Source organism: Rhodanobacter sp. AS-Z3 (genome assembly GCF_029224025.1).
In the GTDB taxonomy this organism is placed as follows: domain Bacteria; phylum Pseudomonadota; class Gammaproteobacteria; order Xanthomonadales; family Rhodanobacteraceae; genus Rhodanobacter.
This window is the reverse complement of the sequence record NZ_CP119392.1, coordinates 3,110,162-3,123,184: the sequence shown is the minus strand read 5'-3', so window position 1 is coordinate 3,123,184 and position 13,023 is coordinate 3,110,162. Positions and strand designations below refer to the sequence as shown.

At 62.4% G+C, this 13,023-nt stretch carries 11 protein-coding genes; 4 read left to right on the top strand and 7 right to left on the bottom strand.

The window, feature by feature from the left end; all coding sequences use genetic code 11:
• Window positions 1–32: 32 nt before the first annotated feature.
• Both PY254_RS13890 and uvrA read right to left on the bottom strand, forming a co-directional pair.
• Window positions 33–479, bottom strand: a complete 447-nt coding sequence (locus tag PY254_RS13890) for an acyl-CoA thioesterase (RefSeq protein WP_281012635.1) — start codon at window positions 477–479, stop codon at window positions 33–35.
• Window positions 479–3,418, bottom strand: a complete 2,940-nt coding sequence (gene uvrA, locus PY254_RS13885; protein WP_281012634.1) for an excinuclease ABC subunit UvrA — start codon at window positions 3,416–3,418, stop codon at window positions 479–481. The genes PY254_RS13890 and uvrA overlap by 1 nt, the downstream gene beginning before the upstream one ends.
• Window positions 3,419–3,558: 140 nt before the next feature.
• On the opposite strand from uvrA, the gene PY254_RS13880 reads away from it, so the two are divergent.
• The 4 genes from PY254_RS13880 (at window position 3,559) to cgtA (ending at window position 6,087) form a co-directional block, all read left to right on the top strand.
• On the top strand, window positions 3,559–4,074 hold the full coding sequence (locus tag PY254_RS13880; RefSeq protein WP_281012633.1) for a DUF2059 domain-containing protein: 516 nt from the start codon (window positions 3,559–3,561) through the stop codon (window positions 4,072–4,074).
• Between the two features lie 161 nt (window positions 4,075–4,235).
• Window positions 4,236–4,550 carry a 50S ribosomal protein L21 gene (rplU, locus tag PY254_RS13875; RefSeq protein ID WP_056766400.1) on the top strand — a complete coding sequence of 105 codons (315 nt, stop codon included), beginning with the start codon at window positions 4,236–4,238 and terminating at the stop codon, window positions 4,548–4,550.
• Window positions 4,551–4,570: 20 nt separating this feature from the next.
• A complete protein-coding gene (gene rpmA, locus PY254_RS13870) occupies window positions 4,571–4,828 on the top strand; it encodes a 50S ribosomal protein L27 (protein ID WP_281012632.1) in 258 nt (85 codons plus the stop codon).
• A 179-nt stretch (window positions 4,829–5,007) separates the two neighbouring features.
• Window positions 5,008–6,087 carry an Obg family GTPase CgtA gene (gene cgtA, locus PY254_RS13865; RefSeq protein ID WP_281012631.1) on the top strand — a complete coding sequence of 360 codons (1,080 nt, stop codon included), beginning with the start codon at window positions 5,008–5,010 and terminating at the stop codon, window positions 6,085–6,087.
• Between the two features lie 38 nt (window positions 6,088–6,125).
• Here cgtA and PY254_RS13860 read toward each other — a convergent pair whose 3' ends face one another.
• From PY254_RS13860 to PY254_RS13840, 5 genes are all read right to left on the bottom strand, one after another.
• Window positions 6,126–7,505: a J domain-containing protein gene (locus PY254_RS13860; protein ID WP_281012630.1), complete on the bottom strand. Its 1,380-nt coding sequence runs from the start codon at window positions 7,503–7,505 to the stop codon at window positions 6,126–6,128.
• Window positions 7,505–9,193: a molecular chaperone HscC gene (locus tag PY254_RS13855; RefSeq protein WP_281012629.1), complete on the bottom strand. Its 1,689-nt coding sequence runs from the start codon at window positions 9,191–9,193 to the stop codon at window positions 7,505–7,507. The genes PY254_RS13860 and PY254_RS13855 overlap by 1 nt, the downstream gene beginning before the upstream one ends.
• 42 nt (window positions 9,194–9,235) lie before the next feature.
• Window positions 9,236–10,843, bottom strand: coding sequence for a carboxyl transferase domain-containing protein (locus PY254_RS13850; RefSeq protein WP_281012628.1), 1,608 nt, complete (start codon window positions 10,841–10,843; stop codon window positions 9,236–9,238).
• 157 nt (window positions 10,844–11,000) lie between these two features.
• Window positions 11,001–11,426 carry a hypothetical protein gene (locus PY254_RS13845; RefSeq protein WP_281012627.1) on the bottom strand — a complete coding sequence of 142 codons (426 nt, stop codon included), beginning with the start codon at window positions 11,424–11,426 and terminating at the stop codon, window positions 11,001–11,003.
• A gap of 160 nt (window positions 11,427–11,586) precedes the next feature.
• Window positions 11,587–12,771: an acetyl-CoA C-acyltransferase gene (locus PY254_RS13840; protein ID WP_281012626.1), complete on the bottom strand. Its 1,185-nt coding sequence runs from the start codon at window positions 12,769–12,771 to the stop codon at window positions 11,587–11,589.
• Between the last annotated feature and the right edge of the window lie 252 nt (window positions 12,772–13,023).

Here is a 13,023-nt window from a genome sequence, read left to right as displayed (position 1 = left end):
CTGCCGGTGCATGGCAGCGCGACGAAGTCAGGTCAGTGCGTTTCGCCGGCCGCGATGCGAATGCTTGCCGGCAACGGTACTGGCTTGCCGGTGGCAGGGTTCATCCAGACCATTACCACATGGCCATCGCAGTACAGTCGGTCTGGATCGTTGGCGTCGATGATGCGATGAGCGATCGTCAACGAGCTGCCGCCCAGTCGCGCGCAGCGCAATTCAATGTGCAGCGATGCCGGCCACGGAATCGGTCGGCGATATTGCAAATCGCTGGCCGCCAGCACCGGCATGGACGCTTCGTCGAACCAGTCACGCACTTGCTGCAGCCACTGCAGGCGCGCTTCTTCCAGATAGGTCAGGAAGTTGGAGTTGTTGACGTGATTGAACGCGTCGAGGTCACGCCAGCGCACGTGGATCGGGGCGACAAACAGGGGCGTTGATTCAGTGGGCGACTTGGCCGGCTCGCTGGATGGGTTTGGAGTCATCAGGGCTTCTTCTTTTTTCCGCTTCCGCGCATCGGCTTGTATTTGTCGGCCGAGGCAATGTGTTTGGTGGCTGCCTTGACCCGCTTGGCGGCACCGGGCTTCTTCGGCTTGGCCGGCTTCAAGTGGGGCGCGAGGAAATGACCGGTGTGCGAACCGGCCGTTGCCGCGACCGTTTCCGGCGTGCCGGCGACCAGAATTTGCCCGCCGCCCGCGCCGCCTTCGGGACCAAGATCGACGACCCAATCCGCCGTCTTGATCACGTCGAGGTTGTGTTCGATCACCACCACCGTGTTGCCCTGATCCACCAGTTGATGCAGCACGTCGAGCAACTGCTCGATATCGTGGAAGTGCAGGCCGGTGGTCGGCTCGTCGAGGATGTACAGGGTACGGCCGGTGTCGCGCTTGGACAGTTCCTTGGACAGCTTCACGCGCTGTGCTTCGCCGCCGGACAGCGTGGTGGCGCTCTGGCCGAGCTTGATGTAATCCAGGCCCACCGCGCGCAACGTGTCGAGCTTGCGCGAGATGTTCGGCAAGTGCTCGAACAGCTTCAACGCATCTTCCACCGTCATGTCCAGCACGTCGGCAATCGTGTGGCCCTTGTACAGAATTTCCAGTGTTTCGCGGTTGTAGCGCTTGCCGTGGCAGACGTCACACGGCACGTAGACGTCGGGCAGGAAGTGCATCTCCACCTTGATCATGCCGTCGCCTTCGCACGCCTCGCAGCGACCGCCGCGCACGTTGAAGCTGAAGCGACCCGGCGTGTAACCGCGCGAACGCGCTTCGGGCACTTGCGAGAACATGTCGCGTAGCGGCGTGAACAGGCCGGTGTAAGTGGCCGGGTTGGAGCGGGGTGTGCGGCCGATCGGCGATTGATCGATGTCGACGACCTTGTCGAACAGGTCCATGCCGGTGACCGACTGGTGTGGCGCGGCCTGGGTACCGGCACCGTTCAATTCGGCGGCCGCCAGCCGGAACAAGGTGTCGTTGACCAGCGTCGACTTGCCTGAGCCCGAGACGCCGGTGACGCAGGTGAACAAGCCGGCGGGAACGGCCAGGTCGACGTTCTTCAGATTGTTGCCGCTGGCACCTTTGAGGTGCAGCCACGAAGCGTCGTCGATCGGCTGACGACGTTCCTTCGGCACTTCGATGGCGCGTTCGCCAGAGAGGAACTGACCGGTGACCGAGCGCGGCGAATCCAGCATGTCCTGCACGCTGCCTTGCGCCACGATCTCGCCGCCATGCACGCCGGCGCCAGGGCCGATGTCGAGCACGTGGTCGGCCATGCGGATCGCGTCCTCGTCATGCTCGACCACGATCACCGTGTTGCCGAGATCACGCAGCCGGGTCAGCGTGCCGAGCAATCGTTCATTGTCGCGTTGATGCAGTCCGATCGACGGCTCGTCCAGCACATACATCACGCCAACCAGCCCGGCACCGATCTGCGAAGCGAGGCGAATCCGTTGCGCTTCGCCGCCCGACAATGAGTCGGCCTGGCGATCAAGGGTCAGATAGTTCAGTCCCACGTCGTTGAGGAAGGTCAGCCGCTCATGGATTTCCTTGACGATCTTCACCGCGATTTCGCCGCGCCAACCGGCCAGCTTCAAGTCGGCGAAGAACGCCAGCGCATCATCGATCGAACGATGGGTCAGCGAGGGCAGTGCCTGGTCAGCGACGAATACATTGCGTGCCGAGCGATTCAGGCGCTGACCTTCGCAGGCGGGACAGGGCTGGTCGCTGATGTATTTGGCCAGCTCTTCGCGCACGGCGGAGGATTCGCTTTCCTTGTAGCGTCGTTCGAGGTTCGGCAGGATGCCTTCGAACGCGTGCTCGCGAGTGACCTTGCCGCCGCGTTCGGTGAGATAGCGGAAGGCGATCTTGTCCTTGCCGCTGCCGTACAACACGGCTTTTTGTGCCTCGCCAGAAAGCTTCTGCCACGGCGTGTCCACGTCGAAACCGTAGTGCGCCGCCAGCGACAGGATCAACTGGAAGTAATGCGCGTTGCGCCGATCCCAGCCGCGTACCGCGCCGCTGGCCAGAGATAGTTCCGGATGGCCGACGACGCGCGAGGCGTCGAACACCTGGGTCACACCCAAGCCATCGCAGGAAGGGCACGCGCCAATCGGTGAATTGAACGAGAACAGGCGCGGCTCGAGTTCCGGCAGCGAGTAGTCGCAGACCGGGCAGGAAAAGCGCGACGACAGCATTTGCTCGGGTGCAGCGGAATCATCCATGTTCGCCACGATCACCAGGCCATCGCCCAGCCGCAACGCGGTCTCGAACGACTCGGCCAGGCGCTGCTTGATGTCCTCGCGCGGACGGAAGCGGTCGATCACCACTTCGATGGTGTGCTTCTGGCGCAGCATCAGCGGCGGCACGGCGTCGAGGTCGTATACGGCACCATCGACGCGGGCACGCACAAAACCCTGCGCGCGCATCTGTTCGAACACCTGTACGTGCTCACCCTTGCGCTCACGGATCACCGGCGCCAGCAGCATGTAGCGCTTGTCCTGATCCAGCGCAAACATCGCGTCGACCATCTGGCTGACGGTTTGTGCTTCCAGCGGAGTGCCGTGTTCGGGACAGCGCGGCGTGCCCACGCGGGCGTACAGCAGGCGCAGATAGTCGTAGACCTCGGTGATCGTACCCACGGTGGAGCGCGGATTGTGCGAGGTGGATTTCTGCTCGATGGAGATCGCCGGCGACAAGCCTTCGATATGGTCGACGTCCGGCTTCTCCATGATCGACAGAAACTGTCGCGCATACGCGGAAAGCGATTCCACGTAGCGGCGTTGTCCTTCGGCGTAGATGGTGTCGAAGGCCAGCGAGGATTTGCCCGAGCCAGACAGGCCGGTAATCACGATCAACTTGTCGCGTGGCAGGTCGAGGTCGATGTTCTTGAGGTTGTGCGTGCGAGCGCCGCGGATGCGTATGGTGTCCATGGACGCCGTATATGGGGTGGGTTGATTACTATACCAAGGAGTTTTGATCGTTCAGTGAGGATCGATCACTTTGGCGTATCGCTTTCGTGGTGTGCATCGCTTGTGGCTAAATGAGTGTTCAACCCCGAAGGAGATGGATCATGCACAAATGGACAGGCTTTGCCGTTGCGACCGTGTTGGCGTTTGCTGCCGCTGGTCAAGCGCATGCCGCGCAGCCAAGCGAGAAGCAGGTGCACGAGTTGTTTGACGTGATGCATATGGACGGCATGTTTACCCAGATGAATACCCAGATGGCTGGCATGATGGGGCAGGCTTTGCCCTGCGTACCGACGTCGTATTGGCAGGATTTCATGGACGCCAGCAGTCGCCAGCAGTTGCTGGGTCAGATGGTGCCGATCTACCAGCGCCACTTCACCGCGCAGGATGTGGACGGATTGCTGAAGTTCTACCGCTCGCCGCTGGGTCAGAAAGTCATCACGCAAATGCCGGTGACCATGGCCGAGGGTATGAAGGTTGGCCAGGACTGGGGCCGTGCGCGGGCTCAGGCGATGATCGAAAAGTTGCGGCAGAAAGGCACACTGGAGGCGAATGGCCGCTGTCCAGCCAGTCCAGCAGCCATGCCGGCCGCGGTGCCGGCGCCGAAATCCGGCCGCTGAGCGGACTGGTTGCCGGGTCACCGGGTCGCCTTGCGGGGTGATCAGCTCAGGTTGTGGTCAGTAATTGACCAGCTCGCGGGCAGGTCGCTATAATCCGTAGTTCGCCAGACCTGAATGGGTCATGGCGATACCCAAGAGAATAACGACAGAAGGGCATTCCCATGAGTTACGCAGTCATCAAGACTGGCGGCAAGCAGTACCGCGTCATGCAGGGCGACGTCCTGCGCGTGGAGCTGTTGACCGCCGAAGAAGGCGCCACCATCAGTTTCGACCAGGTGTTGATGGTCGGTACCGGTGAGTCGGTCGTCGTTGGCGCGCCGGTTGTAGAGGGCGCCACCGTCAGTGCCACCGTGCGCAAGCACGGCCGTGCCGACAAGATCCGCATCATCAAATTCCGCCGCCGCAAGCACTACAAGCGGCAGCAGGGTCACCGTCAGCATTTCACCGAAATCGAGATCACGGGCATCAACGCCTGAGCACCTGGAGCACTTAAGTCATGGCACATAAAAAAGGCGTAGGTTCCAGCCGCAACGGTCGCGATTCGAACCCGAAATACCTCGGCGTCAAGATCTACGGTGGCCAGGCCATCGAAGCCGGCAACATCATCGTGCGTCAGCGCGGCACCCAGTTCCATCCGGGTGTGGGCGTGGGTCTGGGTCGTGACCACACGTTGTTTGCGCTGATCGACGGCACCGTCAAGTTCGCCGTCCGCGGCGACAAGAACCGCCGTTTCGTCGACGTCGTCCAGGCGTAAGCCTTTCGCGACGCGATAGCGAAGGCCCCGCTTCGGCGGGGCTTTTGTTTTTGAAGCGGGGAACGGGGAACAGGGAACGGCGTGGTTCCCGGTATCCTGTTGTATCGGTTCATGCTTCTGCTGTTCTGCTTTTTAGCCGTTCCCCGTTTCCCGTTCCCCGTTCCCACCCGGATACACCCATGAAATTCGTCGACGAAGCAAACATCAAGGTTATGGCCGGTGACGGCGGCAATGGCTGCATCAGCTTTCGCCGCGAAAAGTTCATCCCGTTCGGTGGTCCCGATGGTGGCGACGGTGGCTTCGGCGGCTCGATCTGGCTGGTGGCCGACGAAGGCCTGAACACGCTGATCGACTTCCGTCACCAGCGCAGCTTCAAGGCCAAGCGCGGCGAGAATGGCATGGGCAGCCAGATGTACGGCAAGGGCGGCGAAGACACCACGATCCGCGTGCCGGTCGGCACCATGATCACCAACGTCGACACCGATGAAGTCATCGGCGACCTGACCAGCCACGGCCAGCGCATGCTGGTGGCCCAGGGCGGCAAGGGTGGTCTGGGCAATATCCATTTCAAGACGTCGGTGAACCGTGCGCCGCGCAAGGCCACGCCGGGTACGCCCGGTGATGCGCGCGAGCTGAAGCTCGAATTGCGCCTGCTCGCCGACGTCGGTCTGCTCGGCTTCCCGAATGCGGGCAAGTCGACCTTCATTCGTGCGGTGTCGGCGGCGACGCCGCGGGTGGCAGACTACCCGTTCACCACCTTGCACCCGAACCTCGGCGTGGTCAGCCTGGGCACCGACTCCAGCTTCGTGATCGCCGATATTCCGGGCCTGATCGAAGGCGCTTCCGAGGGTGCCGGGCTGGGCATCCAGTTTCTGCGCCATGTGTCACGCACCAGCCTGCTGTTGCATATTGTCGACATGGCGCCGATCGACGGTACCAATGTTGCCGGGCAGGTGCGCGCGATCGAGCAGGAGCTGGAAAAATTCAACCCCGAATTGCTCGAGCGTCCCCGCTGGCTGGTGCTGAACAAGGCCGACCTGCTGGCTGAGGACGAGCGTCAGGCCGCGGCGGAGAAGATCATCGCCGAGCTGGGCTGGTCCGAGCCGTGGTTTGTGGTGTCTGCAGCGACCCGCGACAACACCATGCCGGTATGCCAGCAGGTGCAGCGTTTCTTCGAGTCCCAGCGTGAAGAGAGCAAGGAGCGCACCGACATGCTGCCGACCGACGTGCGTTTACGCGGGGAAGCCCCGCAGGCCTGAGTCGTTTTCACTAAGGCCCATCACGTCGGCTGACCGGGTCAGTCGATGGCGACCTGGTGTTTGCGTTGTTTCCACAGATCCGCGGCCCACGCCAGCATCGCCACAGCTGCGATGATTTCGCCCAGCGAAACAGCATCGTCGCCGAGCTTCGTCTGCAACACGCCGCGCAGCAGGAAGATGGACAGAACCAGCATGAGTCGCACATTGCCCGGGCGGAAGATGGCAAGCCGGCTCGGGTGCTGGTACCAGTAACGGCGCATCGCCAGCCATAGCGAAGGCACGAACAGCAAGAGGCCGACGCCGCCTTCAAACAGGGCATCGAGCATGATCCCGCCGACACACATCGCAGGCACCAGATAGGTCCTCGCCGATCTGTCTGCGGGCAGTGATCCTCCTTCGATATGCCAATGGTCGAGTGCCGACCAGCCGATCCACAAGGCCCACGCGGCGCAGGGAATCATCAATACGCCAACGGCGATCAGCATCGGCTGCAGCGCAATGCTGTCGGTGAACGCGTAGCTCAGCAAAGGAGCCAGCAACATCGCCAGCAGCAGGATGATCGCGCTGCGAAAAATACCCAGAAACAATCGCGGTCGGCTGATCGGCTGACGCCGGGCTGCAGCCCGCCAGAAGGTCAGTTGGGTACGATCGATCGTGGCGGGCAGATCCTCGGGATGATGGTCGCTGACGTTCTCCACGAAATCGGCAATCATGCCCGGGTTGGCGGGATACAAGCCAAGCCACAAGACACGAGGCCACTCGAACGGTCGTTGCAGTTGGCTCAGTATCCAGTGCGCCCGCCAGCGTTGCGATGAGGTCTGAATTTCCAGCCGCGAAGCGAGGACGGCCTCAGCGCTGCTTTGCAATTGCCAGGCCAGTCGCGTGCGCCGCTCGAGTTGCACCAGGGCCAGCGGATCGTGCCCGGCCAGAGCGTGGTCGAGGTCGAAGAAGCGCAGCAACGCCTCCATGCACGCGGCCGACATCGGCGGTTCGTGCAGGTACAGCTGCTCCATCAGGTAATGACTGGTCTGCATCTTGAGCTGCAGTGACCACAGCGCTGGCTGCTCTGCCAGCCACAGTTGCAGCGCGGCTGCCTCATCGGCCGCGGCACGTTCGAACGCCTCGCTGCAGAAGGCGGCGGGATCAAAAGGAGGTAGCACAATCGGCTCGACAGCTATCGCCGACGTGGTCGTCGCAGGCACGACCGAGGCTTCGTCTGGCAACAGGGCAGGCGGCTCTATCGGCGAGCGCGGCGCCTCACGGCAGTATTCCAGTGCCGCCTGATACGCCGCATGCAGACGCTGAAAGCCCGGCGCATCGTCTTCCGGCCGGGTGCCGCGCAAGCGTTGCGCGTAGGCTCGTTTGATGGCTCGTTCGTCGGCATCGTCAGTCAGACCGAGCAGGTCGAATGGCGACATCAGACTGATTCCAGCGCGTCCAGCGCACGACTGAATTCGCGACGGTGCTCGCGAATGATCGCCTCATCCTGGCTTTCCAGTGCCGCACGGAAACGCAGTATCCAGTCCTGCAACTGCTCGCGGGCGAGCAGGTGTTCCTCGTACAGACGTTCGGCACGTGCCAGCATGGCAAGGTTTTCCTGCTTGCTGCGCGGATGAATCTTGATCTCGTCAAGCACGGCCAGACGTGCGCGTATCTGCTGTGCATCGAGCAGGCCGGGGTTCTGTTCCAGCAGCAGTTCATAGCGGCGTGCGCTGGCATGCACCAGCGCTTCCACCTGCAGCACGCCATTGATGTCGTAGGTGAAGCGTACCGTGACTGCGTTCTGTTGGGTCGACAGGGCGGGATCGATATCCACCGTCAGTTCGCCCAGTTTGATGTTCCGTTCCACCAAGGGGCTCTCGCCCTGATAGACGTCCAGTTGCAATTGCTTCTGGCGATCGCTGATCGGCCAGAATGTTTGTTCGCGACTTACCGGGACGGTGCTGTTGCGTTCGATGATTGGTTCGAAAAAGCCGGTTATCGCTCGCCCGTGCTCATCGCGGCGAGCCACCTCGGTGCCCAATGAATACGGACAAACGTCGGTAAGAATGACTTCATCGAGGTGCTGGTTGCGCGACTTCAATCCGGCGGCAACGCAAGCGCCCAGTGCAATGGCCTGGTCCGGATTTACGTGACGCAGCGGCAACCGGCCGAACATGCGCGACACCGTTCTGGCTACCAGCGGCATTCGGCTGGCGCCGCCGACCAGCACGATCTCATCCAGCTGTTCCGGTTTCAGGCGGGCATCGCGCATCGCCCGTTCCAGCGGCGCGCGCATGCGTTGTATCAGCGGATCGGCTAGCCGCGTGAAGCGCTCTTCGTCGATCTGCCAGCTCAGTTGCCGTTCGCCCAGTGACAACTCGATGCCGGCATGGCCGTGACTGCCGAGCGATCGTTTTGCCACTTCCAGCCGTCGCCGCAACTGGCCGCGCTGGCTGGCGTCGAGCTGGCTGTCGTCAAGTTCCAGATCGGCACGGCAGGCCTGTTCGAGCAGGTCAAGAAAATCCTCGCCGCCAAGAAAATTGTCGCCGGCACTGGCGTGCACTTCGACCACGCCGTCGAACATTTCCAGCACCGATACATCAAAGGTGCCGCCGCCCAGATCGAAGATCAGGAAGCGCGCGCCATCGGGTTTTTCACGCAGGCCATAGGCCAGCGCCGCGGCGGTGGGTTCATTGATCAATCGCTCGACACGAATGCCGGCCAGCTCGCCGGCGGCGCGCGTCGCCTTGCGCTGCGCATCGGAGAAATAAGCGGGAACGCTGATCACCGCTTCGCGAACTTTTTCGCCGAGCGCAGCCTCCGCGTCGGCGATCAGCGAACGCAGAATCAGTGCGGAAAGCTCTTCCGGGCGGAAGTTGTGCACGCCTAGCCGGGTTTCACGTGGTGAGCCCATCCAGCGCTTGAAGCTGGCCACGCTCACCTGTGGATGACTCACCATTCGATCCAGCGCCGGTTGGCCGACGATGACCTGACCGGCCTCGTCGACACTGATCACCGAAGGGGTAAGTAGTTCTCCCAGCGCATTGGCGAACAGCCGCGGACCGGCTTCGTCGTAGCAGCCAATGAGCGAATGGGTAGTGCCCAGGTCAATGCCAACAATCATCCCTGACTTCCTCGGTGAAGTCGGTTGCAGATGACGGCAAGCTTACATGCGGAACACGCCATAACGCTGTGGCTCAATGGGGGCGTTCATCGACGCGGAAATGGCCAGTCCCAGCACGCGGCGAGTGTCCACCGGATCGATGATGCCGTCGTCCCAAAGGCGCGCGCTGGCGTAGTAAGGATGTCCCTGGCGTTCGTATTGATCGCGCAGTGGTGCCTTGAACGCTTCTTCTTCATCGGCTGACCATTGCCCGCCTTTAGCCTCGATGCCGTCACGCTTTACCGTGGCCAGCACCGACGCGGCCTGTTCGCCACCCATCACGCTGATGCGCGCGTTCGGCCACATCCACAGGAAGCGCGCGCCATAGGCACGGCCGCACATGGCGTAGTTGCCAGCACCGAAACTGCCGCCGATCACCACGGTGAACTTCGGCACGTGGGAACAGGCCACCGCGGTGACCATCTTGGCGCCGTCCTTCGCAATGCCGGCCTGTTCGTATTTCTTGCCGACCATGAAGCCGGTGATGTTCTGCAGGAACACCAGCGGCACGTTGCGCTGGTTGCACAGTTCGATGAAGTGCGCGCCCTTCAGTGCGCTCTCGGCGAACAGAATGCCGTTGTTGGCAACGATGCCGACCGGGTAGCCGTGGATGTGCGCGAAGCCGCAGACCAGGGTTTTGCCGTAGCGCGCCTTGAACTCGTGGAACTCGGAACCGTCGACGATGCGCGCAATCACTTCGCGAATATCGAACGGGCGTCGGGTGTCGGCGGGAATCACGCCGTACAGTTCCTCGGCGGGGTATTTCGGCTCGACCGGAGCGCGCAGCGCCAGCGGCATCGGCTTGCTGCGGTTGAGATGGCCGACGATGTCGCGGGCGATTGCCAGCGCGTGAGCGTCGTTCTCCGCGAAATGATCGGCCACACCAGAGATGGCCGTGTGCACGTCGGCGCCGCCCAGCGTCTCGGCATCCACCACCTCGCCGGTCGCCGCCTTCACCAGCGGCGGGCCGCCGAGGAAGATCGTGCCTTGTTCGCGCACGATGATCGTTTCGTCACTCATTGCCGGCACATAGGCGCCACCGGCCGTGCACGAGCCCATCACCACGGCAATCTGTGGAATGTTCAACGCGGACATGCGTGCCTGGTTGTAGAAGATCCGGCCGAAGTGTTCCTTGTCCGGAAACACTTCGTCCTGCAGCGGCAGGAACGCGCCGCCGGAGTCGACCAGATAAACGCAGGGCAGCCGATTTTCCAGCGCGACTTCCTGCGCGCGCAGATGCTTCTTCACCGTCATCGGGAAATAGGTACCGCCCTTGACCGTGGCGTCATTGGCAACCACCACCACCTCGATGCCGTTGACCCGGCCGATACCGGTGATCAAGCCGGCGGCCGGAGCCGCATCGTCGTACATGCCATGAGCGGCCAGTGGCGACAGTTCCAGAAACGGTGAGCCGGGGTCGAGCAGGGCGCGGATGCGCTCGCGCGGCAGCAGCTTGCCACGGGCAACGTGCTTTTCGCGCGCCTTGCTGCCGCCACCTTCGGCGGTACGTGCAAGCTCGCGCTGCAGGTCCTCAACCACGGCCCGCAACTGTTGGCTGCTGGCGTGGAACTCGGGTGAACGGGGATCGATCTGCGATGCAATGACGCTCATGGCTGGAAGCTCACGGTCGGGGTCCCGTCAGGGATAAGCCACCGATGATAGCGGGCCATCGCGCCGCGACCAAAACGACGTTCATGGGCTGGTGATTGCAGGCAAAAAAAACGGCCGCACGAGGCGGCCGTTTTTCTTGTTTCGAACCGAGAAGGAATTAGTGACCCTTCATCGCGTCCTTGGCTTTGTCAGCAGCGTCTTTCGCGTTGCCGGCAGCGTCCTTGGCAGCGTCGGCAGCATTGCCGGCAGCTTGAGCCGCGTTGCCCGCAGCGTCCTTGGCCTGTGACATGGCGTCCTTCGACGCATCGGTGTTCGCCGGAGCCATCGCCGAAGCTGCGGTGGCAGCCTGGGCAGCCTGATCGGCAGCCTGGCCAGCAGCGTTAGCAGCGGTCTTGGCCTGGTCTGCAGCCTGCTCAGTGGCCTGAGTCGGAGCTGCCGCGGCAGCCTGCTGCGCCGTATCGGCAGCTTGCTGTGCGGTATCAGCCGACTTCTGGGCGTCCTGCGCGGAATCCTGCGCGCCATTGCTGCATGCCGCCAACAGCGCGACGAGCGCGGCGGCGAGTAGGGTACGCGTAAACTTCATGGTGGATCTCCTTTGCCGTGGAATGCCGTTTGGCCGTGTATTAATAGCGCTTTCCCGAACGTTGCGCCAGATGTTTATGGCCAACCCGCGGTGTGTAGTACGACTCTATTTAACCGGCCGTCATGTGAACGTTGCGCGATAGCGCGTTGAAGTCTGCCCATCAATCGATGCGTTCGACGGCGATTGCCGTGGCCTCGCCACCGCCGATGCACAGAGAAGCCACGCCACGCTTCAGGCCGCGTACCTGCAGTGCATTCAACAACGTCACTACCAGTCGCGCGCCGCTGGCACCGATGGGATGACCCAGCGCGCAGGCACCGCCATTGACGTTGAGCTTCTCGTGCGGAATGCCCATTTCCTTCATCGGCGTCATCGCAACCACGGCGAACGCTTCATTGATCTCGAACAGATCAACGTCTTCGACTTTCCAGCCGGCCTTCTCGAGTACCTTCTGCATGGCACCGACCGGCGCGGTGGTGAACCATTCCGGTTCTTGCGAATGGGTGGCGTGCGCCACGATACGCGCCAGCGGCTTCAGTCCACGCTTGTTGGCGTCGTCGGCAGAAAGCAGCACCAATGCAGCAGCGCCATCGGAAATGCTGGACGAGCTGGCTGCGGTGATCGTGCCGTTCTCCTTGCGAAAGGCGGCTTTCAGTGTGGGGATCTTGGCCACGTCGGAACGGCCCGGTTGTTCGTCGGTGTCGATCACCACGTCGCCCTTGCGGCCGCTCACCGTCACCGGCACGATCTCGCCGGCGAACGCGCCGTTCTGCTGCGCGGCCTTGGCGCGGTTGACCGATTCGATCGCGAACGCGTCCTGATCCTCGCGGGTGAAGTGATACTTGTCCGCACACAGTTCGCCGAACACGCCCATCGACTTGCCGTCGTAAGGGTTGGTCAAACCGTCCCAGGCCATGTGGTCGACCAGCTGGCCATCGCCATAACGAATACCGGTACGCGCGTTGACCATGTGCGGTGCGTTGGTCATCGACTCCATGCCGCCGGCTACCACCACGGTGGCCGAGCCGGCCTTGATCAAGTCGTGACCCAGCATGATCGCCTTCATGCCCGAGCCACAGACTTTGTTGATGGTGGTGCAGCCGGCGCCGACGGGAAGGTCGGCAGCCAGTGCTGCCTGACGCGCGGGAGCCTGGCCAAGGTTGGCGGGCAGCACGCAACCCATGATGACTTCACTCACGTCAGCCGGCGCCACGCCGGACTGCGCCAGTGCGGCGCGTATCGCAACGGCGCCCAGCTTGGGAGTGGGGACGCCGGTGAACTGGCCCAGGAACGAGCCGATCGCTGTGCGCTTCGAACCGACGATGACGACGCTGACATCCGACATGGGTAACTCCGCTTGCAAGACTTTGGTGGGGCGCGAACGCCTGACTGGAAACCCTTCGATTATCGCAGTCTGCCGGGAAGCTCGGCAAACGGTGGCGATTCCTTTGCATGCAAGTACTTGCGTGCCGCTTCATTGGAATTTCGTTGTGCGAAGATGGCGGCAGGGACGCTGCGGGGGCGCAGCGGATGCGTTGGTGTGCAGAAATCAAACCAGGCGGGTGGGGGCATCGTGAAGAACTTCGATACGGTTTTG